Below are 26,215 nucleotides of genomic sequence, written 5' to 3' on the forward strand. Positions count from 1 at the left end.
GACGGGTTGACGACCCTCACCCCCCGCCCTCTCCCAAAGGGAGAGGGTGCATGCGCAACACAGCAAACTACATGTTGCGCCGGTACTGACCGCCCACCTCGTACAGCGCACGAGAGAGCTGGCCGAGCGTGCAGACCTTACAGGCGTCCATCAGCGCGGTGAAGATGTTGCCGTTGTCCAGCGCGGCACGCTTCACGGCCGCGAGGGTCTGGGACGCGGACGCCTCGTTGCGCTTCCAGAAGGCGTCGCGGGCGCTGATGGCGTAGTCCTTCTCCTCCTTCGTGGCGCGGATCACCTCCGGCGGGGTGATGGTCGGCGAGCCCTTGGGATCCAGGAAGGTGTTCACGCCGATGATGGGCAGCGTCCCGTCGTGCTTGAGCGTCTCGTAGTAGAGCGACTCCTCCTGGATCTTCGAGCGCTGGTACATGCGCTCCATGGCCCCGAGAACGCCGCCGCGCTCGGAGATGGAGCGGAACTCCGTCAGCACGGCCGCCTCGACCAGGTCCGTCAGCTCCTCGACGATGAACGAGCCCTGGTTCGGGTTCTCGTTCTTGGAGAGGCCGAACTCCTTGTTGATGACGAGCTGGATGGCGAGCGCCCGCCGCACACTCTCCTCGGTGGGCGTGGTGATGGCCTCGTCGTAGGCGTTGGTGTGCAGCGAGTTGCAGTTGTCGTTGAGCGCGAGCAACGCCTGCAACGTGGTGCGGATGTCGTTGAAGGCGATCTCCTGGGCGTGGAGGCTCCGGCCAGAAGTCTGGATATGGTACTTGAGCTTCTGCGAGCGCTCGTTGCCGCTGTACTTGTCACGCAGCGCCTTGGCCCAGATGCGGCGCGCGACCCGCCCCAGCACGGTGTACTCGGGGTCCATGCCGTTGGAGAAGAAGAACGACAGGTTGGGCGCGAAGTCGTCGATGTGCATCCCTCGCGAGAGGTAGTACTCGACGAAGGTGAAGCCGTTGGCCAGGGTGAAGGCGAGCTGGGAGATGGGGTTCGCCCCTGCCTCCGCGATGTGGTAGCCCGAGATGGAGACCGAGTAGAAGTTACGGACCTTCTGCTCGATGAAGTACTGCTGGATGTCTCCCATCAGCCGCAGGGCGAACTCCGTGGAGAAGATGCAGGTGTTCTGCGCCTGATCCTCCTTGAGGATGTCCGCCTGCACGGTGCCTCGGACGGCCTGTAGCGTGGAGGCGCGGATCTTCTCGTACGTCTCGCGCGGGAGGACCTCATCGCCGGACACGCCGAGCAGCAGCAGCCCGAGCCCGTCGTTGCCCGGGGGCAACTCGCCCTGGTAGCGCGGCCGGGGAATATCGCGGCGCTGGTAGAGCTCGGTGATCTTCTTCTCCACCTGCTCGGTCTGGCCGTTGGCGCGAATCCACTTCTCGCACTGCTGGTCCACCGCGGCGTTGAGGAAGAAGCCGAGCAGCATCGGCGCGGGACCGTTGATGGTCATCGACACCGAGGTGGACGGGTCCGCGAGATCGAAGCCCGAGTAGAGCTTCTTCGCATCGTCCACGTTGGCGATGGACACGCCGGAGTTGCCCACCTTGCCGTAGATGTCCGGGCGGTGGTCCGGGTCCTCACCGTAGAGCGTCACCGAGTCGAACGCCGTGGACAGGCGCTTGGCGGGCAGTCCGCGCGAGACGTAGTGGAAGCGCTTGTTGGTGCGCTCCGGACCACCCTCCCCCGCGAACATGCGCGCGGGGTCCTCGTTCTCGCGCTTGAGCGGGAAGACGCCAGCGGTGAACGGGAAGGCGCCCGGCGCATTCTCGCGCAGCAGCCACGTGAGGATGTCGCCCCAGTCCTCGTACCGCGGCAGGGCGATCTTGGGGATGCGCAGATGCGAGAGCGACTCGGTGAAGAGATCGATCTCGATGACCTTCTCGCGCACCTGGTACTGGTACTTGGCCGCCGCGTAACGGCGCTTCGTGGCCGGCCACTCGTCCAGCAGCCGCTTGCACTCCGGATGCAGGCGCGACTCCAGGTCCCCGTAGAACTCCACCAGCTCGGAGAGGAAGGCGGGCTCGCCCTCGACGCGCTGGGTGACCTGCACCACGTCCGAGGCGTCCCGGGGCTCGACGATCTCCAGCCGCTTCTTGCCCACGTTCGCGCGCAGCGCCTCGATGGTGCCGTGCAGCTGGTACATGCGACGGGCGAGCGCGGCCTGGGCGCGGACGAACTTGTCGTAGGACTCGCAGGTCTCGACGATCTCCGCGAGGTACCGGGTGCGCTCGGGCGGGATGACCCACTTCTTCTCGCTCATCCCCGGGGTGATCTCCATGTGCGACTGGAGCGAGGCGCCGGTCTTCCGGACGAGCGTGTCCATGATGGCCCGGTAGAGCTGGTTCATGCCCGGGTCATTGAACTGCGAGGCGATGGTGCCGTAGACGGGCAGCGCCTCGTCCGGCGTGGAGAAGGCGTTGTGGTTGCGCTTCCACTGCTTGCGCACGTCCCGCAGCGCGTCGAGCGAGCCCCGCTTGTCGAACTTGTTGATGGCGATGACGTCGGCGAAGTCGAGCATGTCGATCTTCTCGAGCTGCGTCGCCGCGCCGTACTCGGCCGTCATCACGTAGAGCGAGATGTCCGAGTGCTCGGTGATCTCCGTATCGGACTGGCCGATGCCGGACGTCTCCACCACGATGAGATCGAACCCGGCGGCCTTGCAGATCTCGATCGACTCGCCCACGTGCTTGGACAGGGCGAGGTTGCTCTGGCGCGTGGCCATGGAGCGCATATACACGCGCGCGTTGTCGATCGCGTTCATGCGGATGCGATCGCCGAGCAGCGCGCCGCCGGACTTGCGCTTGGACGGATCGATGGAGAGCACCGCGAGCGTCTTGTCGGGGAAGTCCGCGAGGAAGCGGCGGACCAGCTCGTCCACGAGGCTCGACTTGCCGGCGCCGCCGGTACCGGTGATGCCCAGCACGGGGACGCGCGGGGCGCTGGCGTTGAGCTTCGTGAGCGCGTCGCGGAGCGCGTCACCCGCGGAGGCGAAGTTCTCCGCGACGGTGATGAGCGAGGCGACCTTGGCCGGCTCGCGCTGAGGCAGTGAGGACAGCACGGGCTCGAAGTCCGGGGTGCGCTTCTCGAAGTCGCACTTGGAGATGAGGTCGTCAATCATCCCCTGCAGCCCCATCGCGCGGCCGTCGTCCGGCGAGTAGATGCGCGTCACGCCGTAGCGGTGGAGCTCCTCGATCTCAGTGGGGAGGATGGTGCCACCGCCGCCGCCGAACACCTTGATGTTCGCGCCGCGCTCGCGCAGCAGGTCGATCATGTACTTGAAGAACTCGACGTGCCCACCCTGGTACGAGGTGATGGCGATGCCCTGGGCGTCCTCCTGGATGGCGCAGTCGACGATCTCCGCCACCGAGCGGTTGTGACCCAGGTGGATGATCTCCGCGCCCGAGGCCTGCATGAGCCGGCGCATCACGTTGATGGCCGCGTCGTGCCCGTCGAAGAGCGAAGCGGCCGTCACGATGCGCACGTGGTGGCGGGGCTTGTAGGGCGTGGGGATTGGATTCGGTTGGGGGTTTCGCATTTTGAATTCAGGTGGTGGCCCGGCGATTCGCCTTCTTCTCGCGCTCGCCCAGGGCCGCTTGGAGGAACTTGCCCGCGAGCTTCCGGCCGATGAGCTCCTGGGCGACCATGCCCGCCTCGACGAGCTTGTCGAGCTGGATGCCCGTCTGGACACCCATTCCATGGAGCATGTAGACGAGGTCCTCGGTGGCGAGGTTTCCCGCCGCGCCCGGAGCGTAGGGGCACCCGCCCAGCCCGCCGATGCTGGCATCGAACGTCGTCACGCCCATCTGCAGGCCCACCAGCGCGTTGGCCAGGGCCGTACCGCGCGTGTCGTGCAGGTGCAGCGCCAGCTTCTCCACCGGGAGGTGCTCGAGCAGCGCGGAGAGGATGGCGTCCGTCTGCCGCGGCGTCCCCACCCCGATCGTGTCGCCCAGGCTGAGCTGGTAGATGCCACCGTCCACCAGGGCCCGGCTGATCTCCACCACGCGGGAGATGGGCACTTCGCCCTCGTAGGGGCAGCCCCACACCGTGGACAGGTAGCCGCGAACCCGCAGGCCCGCCTTGAGCGCCGCCTCGGTCGTCTGGCGCGCCTCGGCCACCGCCTCGGCGATGGTCTTGTTGATGTTCTTCTTCGAGTGGGCCTCGGACGCGGAGATGAAGACGGCCGCCTCCTCCAGACCCGCCTCCTTGGCGCGTGCCAGCCCCTTGAGGTTGGGCACCAGCGCCGAGAAGGTCACTCCCTCGCGCCGCCCCACCAGGCGCAGCAGCTCCTCCGCGTCGGCGAGCTGAGGAATCCACTTCGGTGACACGAAGGACGTCACCTCGATGCGCTTCTCCCCCGCCGCGATCAGCGCCTCGATGAGGCGTGCCTTGTCGCGCGTGGGCAGCGTACGCAGCTCGTTCTGCAGGCCGTCGCGAGGACCCACCTCGTAGACGTCGACCCGTTCCGGCAAGTTGCCGAGCCCGGCTCCGCGCGGGCGGCGATATTCGTTCGAATCAGCCATGTCGCAGCTCAGCTCCCACGATGAGATCCGTCGATGTGCCTGAAGCCTGCTCCCCCTCCAGCCCGCCGTGCACCCAGCACACCGAAAACCCCGTGGATTCCAATAACCGCGTCAGGTCCGCGAGGGGATGGTAACGGATGGCGTACTGGCCTGTAAGAACGCGTCCGTCCGGCCTTGTCAATCGCCGGGTAGCCTCATCCCGGCCACGCACCGCGTCGAAGTGGCTCCACTCCTCCAGCAGGCTGCCGTCCGGTAATCGGGTGGAGAAGGAGGCCTCGGGCTGGGCGGCCAGGCGCTCGTAAGGCACGGTGTGAAACACCAGGCGTCCCCCTGGCTTCAGGCACCGCGCTACCTCGCGCAGCAGTGCCACGTGCTCCTCGTCCGAGAAGATGAACAGCGTCGAGTACCAGGAGTAGGCGCCCGCCAATGAGCCCGTTCGGAATGGGAGGGAGCGGAGGTCCGCTCGCACCGCCGGAAAGCCCGGCAGCCGTTCCTGGAGGGACAGGGCATCCAGCTCCAGGCCGACGACACGACCCGCCAGGGGGCCCCGGGCGTTCAGGCGCGCGGCATGCCGGCCATGACCGCAGCCCAGGTCCACCACCGGTCCGGGCACCTGGAGATCCTGAAAGCACTTCGCGAGGTACTCCACCTCCCTCTCCGTCGTCTCCTCGGAAAGGAACGGCAGTGTCGAGCGGAGGTAGAGTTCGCCGAAGAAGCTCACGGTCTTGCGCGGGCATGTAGCACCCGGGTTTAGGGGTCGCAAGCCGCCCGGCTCCCGGGTTCCGGACGTCAGCGTCCCCGAGCCAGCCCCACCTTCAACCGACGCGCCGCTTCATCCAACACCGCTTCCGTCTTGCAGAAGGCGAAGCGCGCCATCCCCTGCCCCAGGTGCTTGTGCTCGGGGCTGTAGAAAACACTCGGAGGGATGGCCGCGACTCCCACCTCCGTCACCAGGTGCCGGCAGAAGGCCACGTCGTCCGCGAAGCCCCGCCCCGTGATGTCCGCGATGATGAAGTAGCTGCCCTCGGGCGTGTACGCCTTCAGCCCCGCCTCCGTAAGCCCCGCCAGCAGCCGATCCCTCTTGGACAGGTACATGGCGCCCAGCTCCTGGAAGTACGCGTCCGGCATCCGCAGCGCCGCCGCCGTGGCTGCCTGCAGCGGTGAAGCGGTGGCGAACGTCACGAACTGGTGCGCACGCTGCACCGCGTCACGCAGGGGCGGCGGGGCGATGATCCAGCCGATCTTCCACCCGGTGAGGCTGAACGACTTGCCGGCGCTGCTCACCGTCAACGTCCGGTCCGCCAGCGAGGGCACCGTGGCCGGGCGCACGTGACGCGCCGGGCTGAAGAGGATGTGCTCGTAGACCTCGTCCGAGAGCACCTTCACATCATGCTCGGCGCACAGGCCGCCGAGGAACTCGAGCTCCTCGCGGGTGAACACCTTGCCGGTGGGGTTGTGAGGCGTGTTGAGGATGAGCAGCCGCGTGCGAGGGCCGAAGGCCGCGCGCACCTCGTCCCGGTCGAACCACCACGCGGAGTGCGAGGCATCCGGCGGGCGCAGCGGCACGTAGCGCGCCTTTGCCCCGACGAAGCCAAGGTTGGCGTCGTACGAGTCGTAGAAGGGCTCGAAGACGATCGCCTCGTCACCGGGGTCTACCAGGCCGAGCATTACGCAGAGGATGGCCTCGGTGGCACCGCTGGTAACGGTCACCATGGTGTCGGGATCAATGCCGGTGTGTCCGTGGAAGCGCGCGCCGTGCTCGGCGATGGCCACGCGCAGATCGCGCAGTCCGGGACTGGGGGCGTACTGATTCACCCCGTCGGTGATGGCCTTGCGAGCGGCCTCCTTCACGGCCTCGGGCCCGTCGAAGTCAGGGAAGCCCTGCCCCAGGTTCATGGCCCCGTGCTTGAGGGCGAGAGCACTGAACTCGGAGAAGACGGTGGTACCGAGATGGGCCACGCGGCCCGCGAGGATCTGCCTGCTCATGCATACGCTCCCTATGTTCAGGGGCGTACGATAGCGTCCATTGTGACCGGGCGCGCTACTGTGTCGCGCCGGGCGATCGTCCGGCTCCAACCTACGGCCAGGCCCACCACCACCATGACCAGGGGCACCGAGCACAGCAGGTCCGTGGCGTAGTGGAAGCGGCCCACCAGGGTGGCGGCGATGAGGCCGAGGCCCGGCAGCACCATCACCCGGAAGAAGCGCGGGGAGAAGCGCCAGGCGTAGACGAACACCAGCAGCGTGGTCCCGGTGTGCCCCGAGGGGAAGCAGTCCCGCGCGAAGGTCGGCAAGCGCATCAACGAGTCCAGGATGGGCGTCAACCACATCCCCTGGAGCGGCCTGTCGAAGGCGAAGAAGAGGAAGTAGCGCGGGCCGATGGCCGGCACCAGGGCATAGAAGAGATAGTTGAAGGTGAAGAAGAGGCTGAGCGCCAACAGGTACTCGTCGAAGGCGTCCCGGCGGCCGGTGAAGTACAGCACCACGCCCAGCATCAGCGGCCAGACGAAGTGGCCGTAGTAGCAGACCATCAGGATGTCGGTGAGCCAGGGCGGCACCAGGTGCCCGAACGCCACCGAGGCCTGGACGCCGAACAGCCGTTGATCCAAGGCGACGAGCTGGGCGTCGCGCAGCACGGGGGTGGTGGCGGTCACCAGCGGACCGAGCACCCCGTGGCTGAGGCTGAGCACCGGCAGCAGCCAGAAGGAGGCCAGGAAGGCCACCAGCCGGTGCCGGGGGAAGTAGGACTCCAGGGTGCGCAGAGCCAGGGGCCCGAGCGCGAAGATGGCGAAGTAGACAGCGGACCCCGTGGCGCCAGGAGCCCAGCTTGCTGGGCCCACGAGCGTCAGGGCGGCAAATGCGCACGTGACGACAATGACAACATCGACCGCTCGCAGGTGTACGTCCCGGACGCCCGCGCGGGCGCGGTCATACGAGGTCCAGGGGCTCACGCAGACTTACGCTCCCCCGGTTCTACGGCGGGCTCCTTCACGCCGATGTCCAGGCTCCGAACCATTCCCCTCTCCGTCTTCCGGCCGTTCCAGCGCTCGATCAACGCCAGCATGGCCGGGAAGAAAACCGTTGTTCCCAGGAAGGTGCACATCACGCCCAGAAGTGCAATCTGGCCAATCGACCTCAGGCCGGAGTGATGGGAGATCAACAGTGCGCCATAGCCGGCCGCGTTGGACAGGGTGGCCACCACCGCCGCGAAGCCCGTGTTCCGCACCACGTGGCCGAGCGAGCCCGGGCCCTCCTCCTCATACCGGTGGAAGAGGTGCACCGAGTTGTCCACGGCGATGGCGAGCAGGTTGGGGAGCACCACGGCGTTGATGAAGTTGAGCTGAACGTCGAAGAGGTACATGCCTCCAGCCAGGCAGAGCATGCCCAGGAACAGAGGGCCGGCCACCAGGCAGGCGCGCTTGAAGCTGCGCAGGCTGAGGAGGATCGTCAAGAAGACCACTGACGCGGCGGCCCAGAGGATGAAGGGGCCATCCCCGCGCACCATCGAGAAGATGCGGGCGGCGATCCGGTTGCTATCCAACACCGCGAGGTCCACACCCCGGGCCTTGGCCCCAGCGATGACCTCGTCGATCTGCGCGGCCCAGGCCGACAGTTCGCGGGTATCGTGGTTGGACACCGAGGGGAACAGCAGCAGGAACATGCCCTTCCCGTCCTGGGCTTCGAAGCGGCGGCGCACCTCGAGCGGCAGCTGGTCCTCGCCGTAGGGCTGGGCCTCCAGCATCTTCTTCACGCTCTCCAGGCGTGGATCCTTCTGGGCATCCTCGGGCAGCTTGTCCAGCGTGGCGCGCAGCGCGGCGATCTGCTCCTGGTGCGCCGGCACCTCCTGCGGCAGCAGGTCATTGAGCGAGGCGACCTGCTTGAAGGTCGACTCCGCACCGTGCCGGTTCTTCACCTCGAGGATGACGTCCTGGACCGCCTGGGCCTGCTTCAGGTCGTCCACCAGGAGGATGGCCGGGTTGAGGTGAGTGCCAAGCTGCGCGCTGATGTGGTCATCCAGGGCCACCGAGGGCGAGTCACCCTTGAGGGCGCGCATGTTCGTCTCGAAGCCCACGCGCGGCAGCACGTAGACCGAGTACGCCGCGAAGCCGAGCACCGCCACCAGCAGACCGGCGATGACGGACGTGGGCCAGCGCTTGTGAGACACGGACGACACCTGCGCGGGGGCCTCGGGCGCGTGGGCCGCGGCCGACTCGCGCCCCGGACGCAGACGCTCGGCGAGCACCAGCAGCGCTGGACCCAGTCCGTACGCCACCAGCACCGCCATCAGCACGCCCACTCCGGCCAGTAGACCGAACTGCTTGAAGGCCTCGAACTGGGCGAACACGAGCACGAAGAAGGCCGCCGCATTCGTCAGCGCCGAGGTGAGGGCTCCAGCGAAGGTGCCCCGCACGGCCTCAGCCAGCGCCTCGGCGGCAGGGTGCTCGCGCCGCTCCTCCCAGTAGCGCATGGCCAGGTGGATGCCGTACTCCAGGCCCAGGCCGATGAGGATGGCCACCAGGAAGCCCGTGACGATGTTGAGGTGGCCGATAGCCAGCTCCGCGAAGGCGAACGTCAGCGACACACCGAAGACGACGGGCACGCCCACCACCGCCAGCGCCCACAGCCGCCGCGTGGCCAGCAGGATGATGCCCACCGCCATCACCGCCGAGAGGATGGCGGCGCGCGACAGATCCGCGCGCATCACCTGGTCCTCTTCGATGCGGGCCTGGAAGGCACCGGCGTAGTCCAGCTTCACCCCGGGCCAGCCCTGGGCCACCTCGTCGGACACGCGCTTCACATCGTCCACCAGCTTCTGCGCGAAGACGATGTCGCCCGCGGTGCCGCCCGGCTTCACCATCAGGTACACCTCGGAGCCGTCGGCGTTGCCGAGGTACTCGCGCATGGGCGCGTCCGGGCTGTACTTCTTGACGATGGCGTCGAAGTCCGGCGGCGCATCCGCCTCATCGAGCAGATCCACCGCAATGGCCTGCTGCTTCTCGTAGCGCAGCCGCGCGTCCACGTCCTTGCGCAGATCGCGCAGCTTCTCCGTAGGCAGCAGCAGGAGGCCGCGCTCCTCGAAGAAGCCCACGTCGAAGTGGTGCTCGACGTAGCGCACCTCGGGCAGCGTCTGGAGCTTCTGGGCCAGCGCGCCGGAGAAGGTCCGCAGCGTCTCGGGCGTGGCGCCCTGCGCACGCACCACCAGATAGCCGTCACCGCCGGCCTTCTGCGCCACCCGGTTCAGGTCTTGGACCTCGTGGGTCTCACTGGGCAGCAGCTCCACGAAGGAGCCACGGAAATCCAGCCGTCCGGCCAGCAGCGCGCCGCCGAGCGCCAGGATCGTGAACGCCAGCAATACCCGCCAGGGCCGTGCGAGCGTTCCCCGGATGAAGGCCTCGGACCCACGCCGTCGAAGAGAGTCAGCCACGCATTTCCCCAGTCGATGAAGAGGCCAGCAGAAAGCAGACTTCCCGCTCTCTGTCACGGCCTCAACGAAACTGGGGAACACCCTCCGGCCAGGAAGCCTTCCACCTACCGACCGGAAGGCATCCGCGCGTCACCCCACCCCGAAAACCAGGGCATGTAAGTCCCGGCTGTGCAGCCGGTTGCGCACTTGCCCGCCCACCGTCGGGAATATCCGAGGTGTCAACCCCCACCTGGGGATTCCATGCCAACCCCGGGTCATGGCGCCGGACAGGTCGGTGTCTTGACACCCGGAGGGTGACTCAATAATGACGGCCACTCCTAAGCCCCCCGAGGAGGAGGACGCGCGCTTGCGGTGTCCCGAGTCGGAACAACCACCGCAGGCAGCACGCCCTGGAGATCCGCGGAGGCGGATCTCCCTCAACAGAGAAGACCGCCATGAGTGACGTTTTCGAGAAGTGCCGGAGCTGGAAGGACTACCGCATTGCCAAGGCCACGGGGCTCTACCCGTACTACCGGGCGATCGAGGAGTCGTACGGTGCCACCGAGGTCCAGATCGAGGGCCGCCGTATCATCATGGTGGGCTCGAACAACTACCTGGGCTTGAGCGCCGACCCGCGGGTGAAGGAGGCGGCAATCAAGGCGGTGGAGCGCTACGGCACCACGTGCTCCGGCTCGCGCCTGCTCAACGGCACCCTGGCGCTGCACGAGGAGCTGGAGCAGCGGCTGGCGAAGTTCCTCAACCGCGAGGCCGCGGTGGTCATCTCCACCGGCTTCCAGACGAACCTGGCGCTCTCCTCCATCCTGGGCCGCCACGACATCGTCTTCGCGGACCGGCAGAACCACGCCTCGCTGGTGGATGGCATCCGGCTGTCCTTCGCCACCGAGCGCAAGTTCCGGCACAACGACCTGGAGCACCTCGAGCAGCTGCTGCAGCAGGCCGCCGAGAAGGAGCCCAAGGCGGGGAAGATCATCATCACCGACGGCGTGTTCTCGATGGAGGGCGACGTCTGCAACCTGCCCCGCATCGTGGAGCTGGCGCAGAAGTACGGCGCGCGGGTGATGACGGATGACGCCCACGCCATGGGCGTGCTGGGCGAGCAGGGCCGCGGCACCTCGGAGTACTTCGGGCTGGAGAAGGAGACGGACCTCGTCATGGGGACGTTCTCCAAGAGCTTCGCCTCGCTGGGCGGCGTGCTGGCCGGTCCCTCGGACGTCATCAACTACATCCGCCACAAGTCGCGCTCGGTCATCTTCTCCGCGTCCATGACGCCGGCCTCCATCGCCTCGGCGCTCAAGGCGCTGGAGATCATCGAGGCCGAGCCGCAGCGCCGCGCGCGCCTGCTGGACATCGCCGAGAAGATGCACAACGGCTTCCGGGCCATGGGCTTCGACACGGGCGTGTCGGTGACGCCGGTGGTGCCGGTGCACATCGGCGACCAGGTGAAGTGCTTCCGCTTCTGGAAGGCGCTGCACGAGGCGGGAGTGTTCGCCAACCCGGTGATTCCGCCGGCGGTTGAAGCGGGCCACGCCCTCATCCGCACCAGCTACATGGCCACGCACACGGATGAACAGCTCGACCGGGTGCTCGACATCTTCGAGCAGATTGGCAAGAAGCTGGACGTGATTCCGCAGACGCGGCCCTCCACGTACACCCCGGTGCAGATCGCCCGCCCGGGCACGATGGTGCGCAACAACAAGGCCTCGGAGAAGTGGGCCGCCGCCAGCGAGGGCCAGAACGGCCACAACGGCTTCACGCTGGATCAGCTCTCGCGCATGTCCTCGCGCGAGGTGGCCGGCAAGCTGTTCGACGCGGTGGAGACGCTCACCTGGCGTGCGGCCAACCTCCAGCCGGAGGACATCCGCAAGCTGGGCCAGGTGCCGATGAAGCTGTGGGAGAAGCGGGCGAACATCCCCGGCATCCTGCTGGAGAAGGGCGCCAGCTTCTTCATCCGCAACGGGCAGCACGAAGACAGGAGCTAGGACAACCCCATGGCCGTCGCCGCCGAGATGCAGAACACCGACTCCAAGCTGCCCCCCCTGCCCGCCGACGTGGAGGTGACTCCCGTCCGTACCTCGGCGGATCGCACGGCCTTCATCCGCCTCACCTACCCCATCTACAAGGGCGACCCGAACTTCGTGCCGCACCTGGAGATGGAGCGCCGGGACTTCATGGACCCGAGCAAGCACCCCTTCTTCGAGTTCGGCGAGGTGGAGTTCTTCCTCGCCCGCCGGGCCGGGAAGGCGGTGGGCCGCATCGCGGCGGTGAACAACCCTCGCTACAACGAGTTCCAGGGCACCAACGTCGGCTTCTTCGGCCTCTTCGAGTGCGTGAATGACGCCGGCGTGGCCCGGGCCCTCTTCGAGAAGGCCACCGAGTGGCTGCGCGCCAAGGGCTTCACCTCGGTGATTGGCCCGATGAGCTACTCCACCAATGGCGAGGTGGGCCTGCTCATCGAGGGGTTCACCACCCCGCCGGCCATCATGACGACGTACAACCCGCCCTGGTACGCCGCGCTCATCGAGGCCAACGGCTTCACCAAGGCCAAGGATCTGTTCGCCTGGGAGCTCTCCTCCTCCACCCCTCCGCCGGAGAAGGTGGCGCGCATCGCCGAGAAGATCCGCCAGCGTGAGGGCGTCACCGTGCGCCCGGTGAACCTGAAGAACTTCGACGCCGAGGTGGCCCGCGTCAAGACCATGTACAACGCGGCCTGGGAGAAGAACTGGGGCTTCGTCCCGATGACGGAGCACGAGTTCGACCACCTGGCGAAAGATCTGAAGCAGATGGTGCGGCCGGAGCTGGCGCTGGTGGCCGAGGTGAAGGGTCAGCCCGTGGGCTTCGCGCTCACGATTCCCGACGCCAACGAGGCCATCAAGGCCGCCAATGGCCGGCTCACCACCTTCGGCCTGCCCATCGGCCTGGCGAAGCTGCTGCTGGCTACGCGCCGCATCCGCCGGCTGCGCCTCGTCCTGCTGGGCACCGTCGAGGGCTACCGGCGCCGCGGCCTGGACGCCATCCTCTACCTGGACACGCTCAACAAGGCGCGTGAGCTGGGCTACGAGGGCGGGGAGATCTCCTGGACGCTCGAGGACAACCACCTCGTCAACCGCGCCATCGAGTCCATGGGCGGCAAGCAGTCCAAGCGGTACCGCGTCTACGAGAAGCCCCTGTAGACGCGGCCGGAACGGCGGGCGCTACTTGATCGACTTCTCCAGCTGCGCCCGCTTGGACTTCAACGTGGTCAGCAGCCCGTTGAAGCCCTTGTCGGCCAGGATCTTCTTGAACTGGCCCTGGTAGGTCTCCAGGAGCGAGATGTCATCCGTGACGATGTCGTAGATGCGCCACTCGGCCTTCTCGTTCGCGCGGAAGAGCTTGTACAGCACGGGGAGCCTGTCCCGGCTCATGATCACCCGGGTGCCCACGGTGGCCTCGTTGCCCTGAATGGACTCCTCGCCGTACTGGATCAGCGCCCTGCCCTGGTTGAGCGCCTTCTGGGCGTAGGAGGCCCGCAGCAGGCCCTGCATCGTCTCCGAGAAGTCCTTGCGCTGGGCGGGCGTCAGCTTGCCCCACGTCTCGCCGAGCGCCCTCTTGGACAGCTCACCCCAGTCCACGAAGCGATCCACCGCCTTGGAGAGCTGCTCCGCGGTGGCCCCCTTCGAGGTGATGATCTTCTGGACCTCGGTGTTGCCCGACTTCACGACATCGAGGGGACCGGGTGCGGCGGCGAGCAGCACGGCGGCAAGCAAGGAAGCGAACATATCGATGTGACTCCGGGGTGCTGAAGGAGAAGGCAGGAGGGATGACACTTCGCAACGGGGACTTATTCACGATTCCCCAGGCGCGGTGCCGCTCATCGGGGCCAATCCGGGCCAGCGTTCGCGCCGCAACGAAGATACAAATGATCTGCTTGGTACATGGCTCGCGCGTGGGCAGAATCCGCGCCGTCAAGTCAAGGGGCCTCCCGCCCCTAACCCCGAGGAGCACATGGCGTATACCGATCGCGTCAAGCAGATCCTCTCGTGGTACCCGTCCGACAATCCGGGCACGCTGACCAACCTGGCTCGCCTGCTCAACACCGGCACGCTCGCCGGCACCGGCAAGATGGTGATCCTCCCGGTGGATCAGGGCTTCGAGCACGGCCCGGCCCGTTCCTTCGCCCCCAACCCGGCGGGGTACGATCCGGACTACCACATCCAGCTCGCCATCGAGTCCGGCTGCAATGCCTACGCGGCGCCCCTGGGCTTCCTGGAGGCGGTGGCCGGCAAGTACGCCGGTGAGATTCCGCTGATCCTCAAGCTCAACAACTCAGACACGCTGGGCAAGCCCGAGCACCCCATGTCCGCCGTCACGGGCTCCGTGAAGGACGCGGTGCGCCTGGGCTGCGTGGCCATCGGCTACACCATCTACCCCGGCTCTGGTTACCGCAACGAGCAGTACGAGGCTCTGCGGGATCTGATCGCCGAGGCCAAGGAGCACGGCATGCCCACCGTGCTGTGGGCCTACCCGCGCGGCAGCGTCTCCAAGGAGGGAGAGCAGGCCATCGACGTGATCTCCTACGCCGCGCAGATCAGCGCGCAGCTCGGCGCCCACGTCATCAAGGTCAAGCCGCCCAAGGACTTCCTGGAGCAGGCCGAGGCCAAGAAGGTCTACGAGAAGCACAACATCCCCACCAAGACCATGTCGGATCGCATCCGCGACGTGGTGAAGTCCGCCTTCAACGGCAAGCGAATCGTCATCTTCTCCGGCGGCGAGTCCAAGACCACCGAGGACCTCCTGGAGGAGATCCGTCAGATCGCCGCCGGTGGCGGCTTCGGCTCGATCATGGGCCGCAATGCCTTCCAGCGCCCCCACGACGAGTCCGTGAAGCTGCTGAAGGACGTGATGAACATCTTCAAGAACGCCAAGTAATTCTGACGTAGGCGGAATCAAGCGGCCGCAATCCTTCAGGACCGGCCGCTTTTTTTCCGTGAGAGTGTAGAAAAGGCGGGATGAGTCAAAAAAGACATCCGGGTAATTGAAGACTCACTACCGCTTTTTCCCTCTGAGAGGCTTCCCCCTCCACTCAAACGGCAATATTTCTCCTCAGATTCCGCGATTGCCTGTATAAAAGTTTTCTGATATTAAAATCCGTAAGAATATCCATGGGGCTTGCCCGACCCCCCAAGCCGCCCAGCCCCGGAGGTTCGCTATGCTGACGTTGGTTGCCGCTGTGCAGGATACGATGCCGACGCGCGGAACCTCGGGTGCCAACTCCCACGTCATGAACGAGCGGAAGTCCCCACAGGCCGGGCCCCCGGCGGCAGAGCAGCAGCAGTCTGCATCCCCGTCCCCTGTGGACTTCGTGTCCTGGGCGAAGACGGTGCAGTACCAGACACAAGTGGTGCTGCATCAGATCCTGGAGCTCGAGGACGAGCGGCACCTGGATCCGGCGTGGAACAAGGTGCTGGAGCAGGTGCGCAGCTACAGCCTGCGGCCCTCCAAGCGCATCCGTCCGGGACTGGTGCTGGTGGGTTACGCCCTGGGGCGGGGCGACACGCGGGCGCCGTCGGGACTGTGGCGGTTCGCGGCGGCCACGGAGCTGCTGCACACCTTCATGCTGATCCACGATGACGTCGCGGATCAGGCAGACACGCGCCGCGGCGGTGCCGCACTCCACAAGATGCTCGGCGAGGGAAGGCTCGGCGAGAACCTGGCGGTGGTGATTGGAGATCACCTCTACGGGCGCTCGCTGGAGGTGATGCTGGGCTGCAACCTGCCGGACGCGGACGTGGCCACGCGCTACTTCCTCAAGGTGTGCCGCTACACCGCCGCCGGGCAGTACATGGACATCCGCCTGCCGCACCAGCCGCTGGCCGAGCTGTCCATCTACAACGCGCTCCGCGTGGCCTACCTGAAGACGGCCCTCTACGGATTCACCGCGCCGCTGGTGTGCGGGGCGATGCTCTCCGGCGGTGATCCGGAGCTCATCAACAAGCTGGAGCGTTTTGGTCGCTACGTGGGCACCGCCTACCAGCTGCGCGACGATCTGCTCGGCCTGTACGGACAGTCCTCCGTGGTGGGCAAGCCGACCGACTCGGATCTGGCGCAGGGCAAGCGCACCTTCCCGCTGCTCGCTTCCTACCTGCGCGCCACGCCCGAGGCCCGCCAGGAGCTGGAGACGCTCTGCATCCCCGGCCCCAAGGACGAGACGATGCTGCAGCGGGCTCGGGAGCTCGTGGAGCAGCACGAGGGCCGCGCCGCCACGGAGCGCATCATCGAGCGCTCCACCAACGCCGCCTCCCGCATCCTCCAGAGCCTCCCCGAGGCTGGCGGTCTCAAGCAGATGCTACGCGATCTGCTCCAGATGCTGATGATCCGCGAGGCCTGAGTCGTCGCGACGCTCAGGCGTCGCCCCGGCTGTCCCGCGTCACCATACAGCCCCGCCCTGCCCTCTCCTCGAGGTCCACCTCGCCGCCTTACAGGCGCAGAGCCTCGGCTCTTGAGTGACTGGGCGAAAATGAAAAGGCCCGCCGGGTTTTCACCTGGCGGGCCTTCTTCATTGTGGAGCTAATCGGGATCGAACCGATGACCTCTTGAATGCCATTCAAGCGCTCTCCCAGCTGAGCTATAGCCCCGTATTCACTTGTGCCTTCGACTGGGAGAGACGAGGCCCGCCTGGATTTCCTGACGGGCCTCGCCTCGGAGTGGAGCTAATCGGGATCGAACCGATGACCTCTTGAATGCCATTCAAGCGCTCTCCCAGCTGAGCTATAGCCCCACAATGCTGCAACCACCTGGGGAGCGGTTGCCAACGTCGAAAGCGGCGCTCTTCTACAACTTCTTCGTGCGGGGTGCTACTCCTGAATTCGTCCCGCCCGCGTTTTTTTGCTTCAGCCGCTGGGCCGCCTCCTCACCTTCCTGGAGGAGATCGCTGATCTCCCGGGCCTGGGCGTCGGCCTTCTGCTGCACCTGCTCGATCGCCTTGAGCAGCGGAGCGAACGAGGAGGACAGCTCCAGCTTGCCCTTCTGCACCTGCTTGAAGACGGCCTCGCCCAGCTCGCGCAGGGCGCGCTCCTTCTCCTTCTGGATGAAGTCGCTCTGCGTCTTCGCCTTGGCCAGCTCGGCGTGCTTCTCCACCTGCTGGCGCAGCTGGGTCATCTGGGACTGGGCGGACTGGAACGCCTCCTGGATCTGACGGAGCGTCTCGGACTGCTTCGGGTCAGCGGCCACCGGGAGCAACCTCTCGGGAAAAGGATCGCCTTCCTGCGTAGCGTGCGTCCGCCGCGACTGTCAATCCTGCCTGCCCTCTCTCAGCCCTTGCGAAGCCGGGCCGCGAAGAAGCCTCCGCCAGGTACCCGGGAAGGCAGCGCCCTGAGGAAGGGGCCGTCGCAGAGCACGGCCGCACGCTCGGGGCCAAAGAGAGGGGCCAGGGGCTCCACCGTGAAGCCCGGCACCTTGGCGAGGAAGTCGCGCACCACCGTGTCGTTCTCCTCGGGCAGCAGCGAGCACGTGGCGTACACCAGCAGCGCTCCAGGCTTCACCTGGCCCGCCAGTTCCTCCAACAGCCCCAGCTGGGTGTCGTGGAACTCCCCCACCGACTTCGCGGTGATCTTCCACTTCTGATCCGGCTCCCGCGCCAGCGAGCCCGTTCCGCTGCACGGCGCGTCTACCAGCACCACATCCGCCTGCTCCAGCGGCAAGGGATGCGGGAAGGACACGTGCCGCAGCGACAGCTCCCGGGCCCGCTCGCGAGCCTGCGCCAGCCGCCGCCGGGAACGGTCTCCCGCCACCACCCGTCCTGCCTTGCCCACCTCGTCCGCCAGCGCGAGCGTCTTGCCGCCCGCCCCGGCGCACACGTCCGCCACCGTCTGCCCCGACAGCGTGCCCTCCAGCGGCCGGCAGGCCTCGACGATCAGCTGGCTGCCCACGTCCTGCACCTGCAGCCGGCCCTCCTTCATCACCCGCGTCTCGAAGACACGGTGGCTGGCCTCGGCGATGCGCACCGCATCCAGCGCCACGGCCACCGGCTCCGCCGCCACGCCCTCCTCCGCCAGCCGCGCCAGCACCTCGGCCCGCGTCCCCGAGGGCCGCACGCGGAAGTGCAGCGACGGCTCCTCGTCCAGCGCCGCCAGCATCGCCTCCAGCATCGGCTCCGGGTGCAGCTCGGCCAGCCGATTCACCAGCCAGTTGGGAAACGAGTAGCGCGTGGCCAACCGCTCCGCGCCCGACGCCGGCACCGGCGGCTCCGGCAGCGGCGACTCCGCCACCTGGGCCAGCAGATCATCCTTGATGGTGCGCGGGCGCACCGGACCGGGCAGCTTCACCTCGGGGCTGATGCGCGCCCAGCTCGCCCCGCAGAAGAGCCGACGCCAGAGCACGTAGCGCACCAGCGTCTGATCCTCCAGCAGGCCAATCTTGCTGGGAGGGTGCCCCAACGTGCGCGCCGCCAGATCCAACAGCCGCTGGTGCCGCGACATCTCGCGCACCGCCAGGGCAGTGAAGCGCCGCTCCTGGCCACCCAGCCCCTCCGCGTCCTTCAACGCATTGGCCAGCGCTGCCTTGAGCGGATCCCCCTTCAACACCGACAGGTGGGCCTCGAGCGCCGCCGTCGCCGCGCGCCGCGAGGGACGCCCCAGACGATCCTCATCCACGAATGTGCCAGGCCAGAGAGTGCTCACGCTCGAACCGCCAGCGCCCGCTATCCGCGCAGCGCCATCGAGACGGCCAGACATCCCTCGTGGGTCCGCACCTCACGCGGTCCGGCCGCCAGATAGAAATATTGGTGCCCCACCCGCCGCTCGCCCTCTACCTCCAGCGAGCCCTCCACCACCATCACGCCCGAACGCCCGCGGAGCGCCGGCCGGGAATAGCTCGCCCCAGGTGCCATCCGCGCCCAGACACACCCGCCCGACTCCTCCAGCACCTGGAAGCCCGCCGCCACCTCCGTCCACGTCCCCGCCGGAGGCCCGCGCTTCGCCGCCTGCTCCACCTGTGTCCCCAGCCCGACGAAGCGCTCCACCAGCGCCAGGATGTCGTCGATCTGGAAGGGCTTGGCGAGCACCGCGTCCGGCTCGTGCGGCCGCAGCACCTTCACCACCTCCTCAGAGGTGGCCGCGCTGACGATCGCCACCGGCTGCAGCCGTTGACGTGCCGCCTCCAGGATGATGCGCCCGCCCTCCCCCGTCTCGCCGATCCGCAGATCCGTCACCACCAGACAGAAGAGCTCCTCGCGCAGGGCGGCCAACGCCTGGGCCACGCTGCTCGCATCCCGCACCTCGGCCTGCTCGGCGATCAGCTCCCCCATCCCCTCGCGGAGACTGGCGTCATCCTCCACCAGCAACACCTTCATCGGGGACCTCCGCCCGGGAATCCGGAGTCTCACTGCGCGCCTGGGGGGAGTGCCCCTTCCCATCGGGCGAGAACTCCCCGGATTGGCCCTCCCCGGACTCGAACCGGGACGCGGGGTCAGCCGCAGCGGATTTTGAGTCCGCCTCGTCTACCAATTTCGACAGAGGGCCCCTTGGGGCTGGAACAAGCGGACGTATACCTCGATGTCCGCTCGGACGCATCCAAAGATTGCGGTCCTATAGGCTGATGGATAAACGGGCGCCATGTACAACCTTCTCATCGCCCTGGGTGTGGGTCTCGTCATCACCCTGGGTATCAAGCTCTCCGGTATTGGCTCCATCTGGGCCGGCATCATCCCGGGCACCATCGCCCTCGTGGGCGTCTACCTGGTGCTCGCCCGGCGGATTGGCAACCAGCTTCAGGTCCTCATGGGCTCCGTTCAGAAGGAGCTCCAGACCCAGCCCACCAGCCAGAAGGACGCCCAGTCGCGTGTCGAGCGAGCCATCAAGATGCTGGAGAGTGGGCTCTCCTTCGAGAAGTGGCAGTTCATGGTGGGCCCGGAGATCCACTCCCAGATCGCCATGCTCAAGTACATGTCCAAGGATCTGGACGGGGCCCAGGCACACTTCGCCAAGGCCAGCCCGCGCAACTACATGGCCAAAGCCATGCAGGGCGCTCTGTACTACCAGCGCAAGGACTTCTCCGCGATGAAGCAGGCCTTCGAGGCCGCCGTCACCTCCGGCAAGAAGGAGCCGCTGGTGTGGGCCGTGTACGCCTGGTGCCTCGTGCAGAACAAGGAGAAGGACGAGGCCCTCCGGGTGCTGGGCCGCGGCGTGGAGGCCAACCCCTCCGACGAGAAGCTCAAGAACAGCCTCTCTGCCCTGCAGAACGACAAGAAGCTGAAGATGAAGCCGTACGAGCCCATGTGGTGGCAGTTCGGCCTGGAGTCGCCTCCGCCCCAGATGCTCGGCGGCGGCGGCGGGCGGCGCGTTCAGTTCACCCCCCGACGCTAAACCCCGCCTCCCGGGAATTCCTACTGGTGGGATACCCGGGAACGCTGCAACTCTTGCCTAGTCGGGGGCACCTCCTCCGGTGATGGGCGCTGCAAGTCCCTGGAATCACTCCCCCCTCTGAAGATGTGAAGAGGGGCACGGCCTTTGCTCTTGGGCTAACGCATGATCGGGCCCGAACGCCCGGCCGAGTGGTGGAGTCAGCGGATTTGGCAGCCGGGGGTCTCGGGTGAAGGAGGAGGACGTGGGGTGCACGCCGTGGGCGGCGGCGGATGATGGGCGGGAGGGTTCACCCTCCGGGCGTGGCACCCGAGACTTTCGGCCTGCCATTACCAGGCAGGCGCGGGAAGTGGAGCGGACCATGGAACGGCATGAGCGCCCCAGCGAAAGGGCCCTGATCCTGGTCGTGGAGGACGACCCGGGCACACGCGACAGCCTGGTGGAGCTGCTGGCCGCCCGGTTCGATGTGCTGGGAGCCAGCGATGGGCAGTCGGGCCTGGTGCTCGCCCGAGAGCACCGGCCAGACCTCGTGCTGCTGGATCGCTTCCTGGACCATGAGGACGGCCTGGCGGTGCTCGAGTCGCTGCAGCACGACAAGGCAACCGAGTCCGTGCCCGTCATCTTCCTCACCGGCGACTCCGACGAGGCCACGCTGGAAAAGTGCCTGGAGATGGGCGCGGTGGACTTCGTCCACAAGCCGGCCAGCGCTCGCGAGCTGATGGCCCGCATCGACCGGGCCCTGCGCCAGAGCGAGCAGCAGCATCGGCTCCAGGTGCTGGCCCAGACGGACGCGCTCACGGGGCTGGCCAACTTCCGCGCCCTGTCCCTGCGGCTGGACGAGGAGTTCAAGCGCGCCAACCGCTACCAGTATCCGATGTCGGTGGTGGTCATCGACCTGGATCATCTCAAGGCCATCAACGATGGCATGGGCCACGACGTGGGCAACCGGGCGATCCTGGCGCTGGCCAGCCACCTGCGCACCAACCTGCGCGAGGTGGACTTCGCTGCCCGCTTCGGCGGCGATGAGTTCGTCGCGCTGCTGCCCCACCAGACGGCCGCCGAGGCCGCGGTGTTCGCCGAGCGGATCCGCGCCGGACTGCGCACCGTCAAGGTGACGCGCAGCGACGGGCGGCCCGCACCCTTCGGGCTGAGCGTGAGCGTGGGGATTGCGGATCACTCGACCGCCCAGCCGCGGGAGAGCACCGAGGCGCTGCTGAGGGCGGCGGACGCGGCGCTCTACGAGGCCAAGCGCGAGGGCCGCGATCGCGTGGTGGTGTACGGCGGAGCGACGGAGCTGCCGCCCCCCAGGGTTCAGCGGCACTGACAAACCAAAACCCCCAGAGGACCGATGGACGGTGGAGTGAGGGCGCGGATGAACGGGAGCAAACTGGCGAGCGGTTCGAGGGTAGCCATCGTCGGGGGTGGGATCGCCGGAGCGGGGCTCGCCGCCTCGCTGCTCTTCAACGGGAGGGCTCGCGGCTGTGCGCTCGACGTCCGGGTGTACGAGAGCGGCGAGCCGGGCACCATCGCCCCGCCGGCCCTGCTCACGCCCGAGTGCCGCTCCCGTCTGGCCGCGCTCGGCTGCCGCGTGCCCCCGGAGTGGCGGGCCCATGAGCTGCGCGGGGTGGAGATCCTCTCTCACGGCAACCGAGAGGTGCTGCCCTCGACTGCCGGTGGCCTGTGGGTGGTGGATGGGTGGCCGCAGGGCCAGGGCGGGCTCGCGTTGGTGCGCGAGGTGCTCGCGGGCGCGGCCACGTCCCAGGGTGCGCGCTTCGTGCCCCGTCGGGTGGAGCGAGTGGAGAACCAGCCCTCGGCGCCGGATGCTCCCGCCGCGGTGCGCAAAAGTGGCCCGCTCGTGGTGAGAGCCCAGGGCAGCGGTGAGCGCTTCCATGCGGTGGCACTCGCCACCGGCGCCGGGCCGTCCATGGGCGAGGCCTTCTTCCCAGGCTTCAGGCCCGCCCCCACCGTGGCGGCAGTGCAGGCGCGGCTGCGGCATGCGTCGCCCCGGCTGTCCGTGACGCCGCTCGCGCGGCTGTGGCTCTCGCCCCTGCCCTCGGTGGACGGGCTGCTGCTGCTGCCCGGCGCGCACTCGGTGTACGCGCTCGCCTTCGGGGCCGCGGTGACTCCGGCGGACCTGTGCCAGGCGCTGATGATGGCGGCCCGCGACGGGCTGGTGGAGGAAGGCTTCGAGCTGGCCGCGCTGGAGACGACGCGGCTGCCCTACGGTCCGGGACGTACCCTGGTGGCGCCCGGACAGCTCGCGGTGGGCGCGGTGGCGTTCGGCCATCCGCTGCAGCTCGGATTGTCCGAGACGCTGGCCTCGTGCAGCCGCGCGGCCGTGGCGCTGCTGGACGCCGGACTGGAGGGCCAGGCCCTGGAGCGTCGCTACGTGCGCGAGGGTCTCCACGAGATGCTCGAGGACTCGGCCGCGGGCGCTCGTGCCGTCACTTGGCTGCGCCGCGCCGGACGCCGGGCACCCCAGGCATTCCTGTCGGCTCGCAACCGCGGCACCTCGGGAGGTATGGGCGGCGGAGGCCTGCTGGGGCTCTCCTCCCCCACTCCCCTGTCCCTGCTCAACACCGCTCGCTGGGCCGGCATCCGCGAGACGATGTCCTCCTGGGTTCGCACCGCCGTGGAACCCCTGCCGGCGACGATTCCCTCGCTCGAGCCAGACCTCTACTACATCGTGGATGACGACCCGGACCAGCGCGAGGCAATGACGCAGCTGTTGGAGTCCACGGGGGCCCGGGTGGTGGCCTTCGCCGACGAGCTGGCGCTGTTCTGCGCGGTGGCGCGCCGCCCGCCCACGGCCATTCTCCTGGACGTGGTGCTGCACTGGGTGGACGGGCTGCGGCTGTGCGAGGGCCTCAAGCAGCACCCGCTCACGCGCGACACGCGGGTGGTGGTGATGAGCGGGTTGAACCGGCCCCATGTGCGCCAGCGCGCGCTCGACGCCGGCGCCGAGGCCTTCCTGCCCAAGCCCGTGGATCCCGAACGGCTGCTGCGCCAGCTCATGGGCCATGTCCCCGCCAGCGCCCCGGCAGCCCAGCCGAGCCGGTCCGCGGAGGGCAGCGTGTCCGACGAGACGGGACGCTACGCTTCCTGAGTTCCTGGCGAAATCTCAGCTCACACCACGGATTTCCGAGGGCTCGTGCGCGTGCAACCCCGCGAAACACCGAGCGCCAGCGCGGGAATGCACCTTGCAACCTGCGCTGTCCACCATGAGAAAATACCTCTGCGCGTTCCTGCTGTTGGGACTCTCCGCGTGTGGCCCGGACGGCTTCTTCTTCGATGACATCTTCCACGACGCGGGAGCCGTTCAGGGGCTCGGGACCTACCGAATCTCCGACAGCGGAGTTCAGTGCGTCCGGGCGCCCTGCCCCTCTCTGCTCGTCTCGCCACTCGACTCCCGCTCGGGGATCCGGGTGAGCGGAATCGAGTTCCCCTCCAGCATGTCGCAGCAGAAAAGGCAGGAGGTCTCCAACCTCATCTACACGCCCGAGGGGCTGGTGGCCCATGGGGCCCCACGCGGCGAGGGCGACGCGCGCGTGTTCGTGGTCCAGTCCCTCCCCGAGCGGTAGTCTCCCGAGCGGGAGCTCCGCGTTCGAGCGACTGGCTCAGGCAGAGGGTTGCGCCTGCTCCGCGGCCGGCCCGTCCCCTCGCAGCGAAGGGCTCTGATGGAGCCGCGGGAGCTCGACGGTGAAGGTGGAGCCCCTGCCTGGCTCGCTCTCGACGGAGATGTCGCCCCCGAGGACCTCCGCGCTCTGGCGGGCAAGCCACAGCCCGAGCCCCAACCCACCGTAGTGCCGCGCATCCACTGCGCGCTCCAATCTTTCGAAGATCCGCGCGTGGTCTTCCGGGGCCACGCCAATACCGTGATCGACCACCTGGAGGCGCACGCGCTCCGCCTGCGCCTCGAGCCTCACGAAGATGGGGGCGCCGGCTCCGAACTTGATCGCATTGGATAGCAGGGCGCACACGATCCGCTCGAAACACTGGCGATCACATTCGCCAGGGATCGGGTCCGCGCATGCCAACCGGAGCTCCGTGCGGGCCTTCGCCGCCGCCTCCGCCTGCTGTTCGATCTGCTCCACCACGACCTTCCGGAAGTCGAGCGGCTCGTACCGGGGCACGAGCCTGCCCGTGGAGAGCTGCGTGATGTCCAGCAACTGATCGCTGAGCTCCTGGAAGCGCCGCATCTGGCGCAGCGCGGCGGCGATCGGGGGTCTCAGCCGCGCCGCATCCACCTGTCCCCCGGCTGCGCCGTCCACCACCCGCAGCAGGAGCTGGATCTGCATCTTCATGGAGGTCAGCGGCGTCTTCATCTCGTGGGCCGCGATCGACAGGAACTCGTCGCGCATCCCCAGCGCCCGCTGGACCTCGTGGAAGGCCCGCTCCGCCTCCTGCCGCGCCCGGCTCTCCTCGACGAGCAGGCGATCCCTCTCGGCCTCCGCCCGGCGCCGGCTCGTGATGTCACGGAAGCTCCACACCCGCCCGACCACTTCCTCCCCCAGGCACTGGGGCCGGGAGAAACGCTCGAAGACGCGGCCATCCTCGAGCTGGATCTCGTCCTCGCTCTCCAGCTCGGGATGCGCGTAGAGGTATTTCACACGAGAGGCGAACGCCTCGGGCTCCACCAATTGATCGCGCACGAAGGTCAGCGCCAGCGCATCTTCGCTACTCTCGAGGACGGACGGAGGGAGCCGCCACAGCCTGGCGAAGCGTTGATTCACGGCGGTGATGTGGCCCTTCCTATCGACGACGAGCAGACCATCGGCGGTGGACTCCAGCGAGGAGTGCAGCAGGGAGAGGAACCGCGCCAGTTCCCGGGTGCGCTCGGCCACCCGCCCCTCGAGGTTCTCACGCTCTTTTTCCAGGGCCTCCCGCATCAGATGCCGCTCCTCGAAGGCAGCGGCCAGGACGAGGATGACGGCGTTGAACACCACGAGCCGGGCCTGGTACTGGGCGAAGGTCCGTGCGAGCGCCACCTCTCCAGCGTTCATGAAGACCAGGGAGTAGATCGTCACGGTGGCCCACATCAGATTGGTGAGGACGGCCCCCTGGGCGCCGAACCGCAAGGTCATCCAGATCATGAGGGGGGTCAGCAGATACGTCATTTGGATGCCCACCTCGCCAAACCACCGCTGGAACTCGAGGGCGATGAGGATGGCGGCCAGCGTGAGCGCTGCCGCCAGCACCACTTCCCGGCGCGATCGGCGCGGACGCCCTGTCGGGCCCTCGGAGAGAGCCAGGATGAGGGTGGTCACGACCAGGACGCCCGCGGTGTTGGCGTTGAACCATATCCAGGCCTCCCGGAGGAACGCCGGTCCGAGCTCGACGATCCCCGCCGCCAGCAACACGAAATGGGAGGTGAGCGCGACGAGCGCGGAATGGACGAGGCCCCCGATGATCACGAAGCCCAGAACCCCGCGCACGGTATGGGGCCAACGCATCGTCCCCACGTACCGGCGGATGAGCCAGACACTGACCACGGTCGCAAACGCGCGCCCCACGCCCATCAGGAGCGCAGCGGTGTAGTGCTGCAGCGCGGAGATGGGGACCTCACCTGGAACGACCCATCGCTTGGGGGCGAACAACCAGGCGGCGAGCAGGGAGCCGAGCAGGACTGCGGGCCATCGCGAGGTGCCGCGCAAGAGCAGCATCGCGAGGGCAAAGCCCCCAGCCGGCCAGATGGTCAACAACCGGCCATCGGGCATGAGGTTCATCCCGAGCCAGGTCAGCAGCAGATAGACGCCGGTAATCGCGAGAATCTCGGGGACGTAAAGAAGACGAGCTCGCCGGCTTGCCGTCCCCCCCTGCTTCCGTGGAGACCCTTCTGGTGCCGCCGATCCCACGTGCGCATCCATTTCGCAATGCTCCCCAGTCAAGAGAAGCCCGGAGCAAAATCAGGCATGCCCGACGCCACCTTGGGCCGC

General features: G+C 67.6%; 19 protein-coding genes and 3 tRNA genes. 8 read left to right on the plus strand and 14 right to left on the minus strand.

Annotated features, from left to right (window positions below):
• Positions 1 to 67: 67 nt before the first annotated feature.
• The 6 genes from OV287_RS27975 to OV287_RS28000 form a co-directional block, all read right to left on the minus strand.
• Positions 68 to 3,535, minus strand: a complete 3,468-nt coding sequence (locus OV287_RS27975; RefSeq protein WP_267537108.1) for a methylmalonyl-CoA mutase family protein — start codon at positions 3,533 to 3,535, stop codon at positions 68 to 70.
• Positions 3,536 to 3,542: 7 nt separating this feature from the next.
• Positions 3,543 to 4,520, minus strand: a complete 978-nt coding sequence (locus tag OV287_RS27980; protein ID WP_267537109.1) for a hydroxymethylglutaryl-CoA lyase — start codon at positions 4,518 to 4,520, stop codon at positions 3,543 to 3,545.
• The gene (locus OV287_RS27985) at positions 4,513 to 5,241 is read right to left on the minus strand and encodes a class I SAM-dependent methyltransferase (RefSeq protein WP_308809837.1); all 729 of its coding nucleotides are present in this window, start codon (positions 5,239 to 5,241) and stop codon (positions 4,513 to 4,515) included. The genes OV287_RS27980 and OV287_RS27985 overlap by 8 nt, the downstream gene beginning before the upstream one ends.
• A gap of 68 nt (positions 5,242 to 5,309) precedes the next feature.
• Positions 5,310 to 6,506 (minus strand): aminotransferase class I/II-fold pyridoxal phosphate-dependent enzyme, encoded by a 1,197-nt coding sequence (locus tag OV287_RS27990; protein WP_267537111.1) that lies wholly within the window; start codon positions 6,504 to 6,506, stop codon positions 5,310 to 5,312.
• A 17-nt stretch (positions 6,507 to 6,523) separates the two neighbouring features.
• Positions 6,524 to 7,471, minus strand: coding sequence for a phosphatase PAP2 family protein (locus OV287_RS27995; RefSeq protein WP_267537112.1), 948 nt, complete (start codon positions 7,469 to 7,471; stop codon positions 6,524 to 6,526).
• Entirely contained in the window at positions 7,468 to 9,945 is a 2,478-nt protein-coding gene (locus OV287_RS28000) for an efflux RND transporter permease subunit (RefSeq protein WP_267537113.1), read from the minus strand. Before OV287_RS28000 ends, OV287_RS27995 begins: the two co-directional genes overlap by 4 nt.
• A 434-nt stretch (positions 9,946 to 10,379) precedes the next feature.
• Between OV287_RS28000 and OV287_RS28005 the strand changes: the two genes are divergently transcribed.
• Together OV287_RS28005 and OV287_RS28010 are read left to right on the plus strand one after the other, a co-directional pair.
• Positions 10,380 to 11,924, plus strand: coding sequence for an aminotransferase class I/II-fold pyridoxal phosphate-dependent enzyme (locus OV287_RS28005; RefSeq protein ID WP_267537114.1), 1,545 nt, complete (start codon positions 10,380 to 10,382; stop codon positions 11,922 to 11,924).
• A 9-nt stretch (positions 11,925 to 11,933) separates the two neighbouring features.
• Positions 11,934 to 13,115, plus strand: coding sequence for an N-acetyltransferase (locus tag OV287_RS28010; RefSeq protein ID WP_267537115.1), 1,182 nt, complete (start codon positions 11,934 to 11,936; stop codon positions 13,113 to 13,115).
• A gap of 21 nt (positions 13,116 to 13,136) precedes the next feature.
• Here OV287_RS28010 and OV287_RS28015 read toward each other — a convergent pair whose 3' ends face one another.
• Entirely contained in the window at positions 13,137 to 13,700 is a 564-nt protein-coding gene (locus OV287_RS28015) for an MlaC/ttg2D family ABC transporter substrate-binding protein (protein ID WP_267537116.1), read from the minus strand.
• Between the two features lie 226 nt (positions 13,701 to 13,926).
• Here OV287_RS28015 and OV287_RS28020 point away from each other — a divergent pair, with 226 nt between their 5' ends.
• Both OV287_RS28020 and OV287_RS28025 read left to right on the plus strand, forming a co-directional pair.
• The gene (locus OV287_RS28020) at positions 13,927 to 14,850 is read left to right on the plus strand and encodes a class I fructose-bisphosphate aldolase (RefSeq protein WP_267537117.1); all 924 of its coding nucleotides are present in this window, start codon (positions 13,927 to 13,929) and stop codon (positions 14,848 to 14,850) included.
• Positions 14,851 to 15,163: 313 nt separating this feature from the next.
• Positions 15,164 to 16,309 (plus strand): polyprenyl synthetase family protein, encoded by a 1,146-nt coding sequence (locus tag OV287_RS28025; RefSeq protein WP_267537118.1) that lies wholly within the window; start codon positions 15,164 to 15,166, stop codon positions 16,307 to 16,309.
• Positions 16,310 to 16,483: 174 nt separating this feature from the next.
• Here the strand turns inward: OV287_RS28025 and OV287_RS28030 are convergent.
• From OV287_RS28030 to OV287_RS28055, 6 genes are all read right to left on the minus strand, one after another.
• Positions 16,484 to 16,556: transfer RNA gene (locus OV287_RS28030), tRNA-Ala, on the minus strand.
• Between the two features lie 70 nt (positions 16,557 to 16,626).
• Positions 16,627 to 16,699, minus strand: a tRNA-Ala gene (locus OV287_RS28035).
• Between the two features lie 53 nt (positions 16,700 to 16,752).
• Entirely contained in the window at positions 16,753 to 17,151 is a 399-nt protein-coding gene (locus OV287_RS28040) for a hypothetical protein (RefSeq protein WP_267537119.1), read from the minus strand.
• 80 nt (positions 17,152 to 17,231) lie between these two features.
• Complete coding sequence (locus OV287_RS28045) at positions 17,232 to 18,599, minus strand: RsmB/NOP family class I SAM-dependent RNA methyltransferase (protein WP_267537120.1); 1,368 nt, start codon at positions 18,597 to 18,599, stop codon at positions 17,232 to 17,234.
• A gap of 20 nt (positions 18,600 to 18,619) precedes the next feature.
• Entirely contained in the window at positions 18,620 to 19,270 is a 651-nt protein-coding gene (locus OV287_RS28050; RefSeq protein WP_267537121.1) for a response regulator, read from the minus strand.
• An 83-nt stretch (positions 19,271 to 19,353) separates the two neighbouring features.
• Positions 19,354 to 19,439, minus strand: a tRNA-Leu gene (locus tag OV287_RS28055).
• A 93-nt stretch (positions 19,440 to 19,532) separates the two neighbouring features.
• Here OV287_RS28055 and OV287_RS28060 point away from each other — a divergent pair.
• From OV287_RS28060 to OV287_RS28075, 4 genes are all read left to right on the plus strand, one after another.
• A complete protein-coding gene (locus OV287_RS28060; protein ID WP_267537122.1) occupies positions 19,533 to 20,282 on the plus strand; it encodes a tetratricopeptide repeat protein in 750 nt (249 codons plus the stop codon).
• Positions 20,283 to 20,640: 358 nt separating this feature from the next.
• Positions 20,641 to 21,603: a diguanylate cyclase gene (locus OV287_RS28065; protein ID WP_267537123.1), complete on the plus strand. Its 963-nt coding sequence runs from the start codon at positions 20,641 to 20,643 to the stop codon at positions 21,601 to 21,603.
• Between the two features lie 48 nt (positions 21,604 to 21,651).
• Positions 21,652 to 23,385, plus strand: a complete 1,734-nt coding sequence (locus OV287_RS28070) for a response regulator (protein WP_267537124.1) — start codon at positions 21,652 to 21,654, stop codon at positions 23,383 to 23,385.
• 115 nt (positions 23,386 to 23,500) lie between these two features.
• Positions 23,501 to 23,860 carry a DUF6748 domain-containing protein gene (locus tag OV287_RS28075; RefSeq protein WP_267537125.1) on the plus strand — a complete coding sequence of 120 codons (360 nt, stop codon included), beginning with the start codon at positions 23,501 to 23,503 and terminating at the stop codon, positions 23,858 to 23,860.
• A 36-nt stretch (positions 23,861 to 23,896) separates the two neighbouring features.
• Here the strand turns inward: OV287_RS28075 and OV287_RS28080 are convergent, their stop codons facing one another.
• The gene (locus tag OV287_RS28080; protein WP_267537126.1) at positions 23,897 to 26,146 is read right to left on the minus strand and encodes a sensor histidine kinase; all 2,250 of its coding nucleotides are present in this window, start codon (positions 26,144 to 26,146) and stop codon (positions 23,897 to 23,899) included.
• Positions 26,147 to 26,215: the final 69 nt, after the last annotated feature.

It is taken from the genome of Archangium lansingense, assembly GCF_026626635.1.
GTDB lineage: Bacteria > Myxococcota > Myxococcia > Myxococcales > Myxococcaceae > Archangium > Archangium lansingense.

Bases quoted from the DNA above. Each gene is read 5' to 3' on its own strand.
- OV287_RS27975 (WP_267537108.1), bottom strand. From the start codon at position 3,535: ATGCGAAACCCCCAACCGAATCCAATCCCCACGCCCTACAAGCCCCGC.
- OV287_RS27980 (WP_267537109.1), bottom strand. From the start codon at position 4,520: ATGGCTGATTCGAACGAATATCGCCGCCCGCGCGGAGCCGGGCTCGGC.
- OV287_RS27990 (WP_267537111.1), bottom strand. From the start codon at position 6,506: ATGAGCAGGCAGATCCTCGCGGGCCGCGTGGCCCATCTCGGTACCACC.
- OV287_RS28005 (WP_267537114.1), top strand. From the start codon at position 10,380: ATGAGTGACGTTTTCGAGAAGTGCCGGAGCTGGAAGGACTACCGCATT.
- OV287_RS28010 (WP_267537115.1), top strand. From the start codon at position 11,934: ATGGCCGTCGCCGCCGAGATGCAGAACACCGACTCCAAGCTGCCCCCC.
- OV287_RS28015 (WP_267537116.1), bottom strand. From the start codon at position 13,700: ATGTTCGCTTCCTTGCTTGCCGCCGTGCTGCTCGCCGCCGCACCCGGT.
- OV287_RS28020 (WP_267537117.1), top strand. From the start codon at position 13,927: ATGGCGTATACCGATCGCGTCAAGCAGATCCTCTCGTGGTACCCGTCC.
- OV287_RS28025 (WP_267537118.1), top strand. From the start codon at position 15,164: ATGCCGACGCGCGGAACCTCGGGTGCCAACTCCCACGTCATGAACGAG.
- OV287_RS28050 (WP_267537121.1), bottom strand. From the start codon at position 19,270: ATGAAGGTGTTGCTGGTGGAGGATGACGCCAGTCTCCGCGAGGGGATG.
- OV287_RS28060 (WP_267537122.1), top strand. From the start codon at position 19,533: ATGTACAACCTTCTCATCGCCCTGGGTGTGGGTCTCGTCATCACCCTG.
- OV287_RS28065 (WP_267537123.1), top strand. From the start codon at position 20,641: ATGGAACGGCATGAGCGCCCCAGCGAAAGGGCCCTGATCCTGGTCGTG.
- OV287_RS28070 (WP_267537124.1), top strand. From the start codon at position 21,652: ATGAACGGGAGCAAACTGGCGAGCGGTTCGAGGGTAGCCATCGTCGGG.
- OV287_RS28075 (WP_267537125.1), top strand. From the start codon at position 23,501: ATGAGAAAATACCTCTGCGCGTTCCTGCTGTTGGGACTCTCCGCGTGT.
- OV287_RS28080 (WP_267537126.1), bottom strand. From the start codon at position 26,146: ATGGATGCGCACGTGGGATCGGCGGCACCAGAAGGGTCTCCACGGAAG.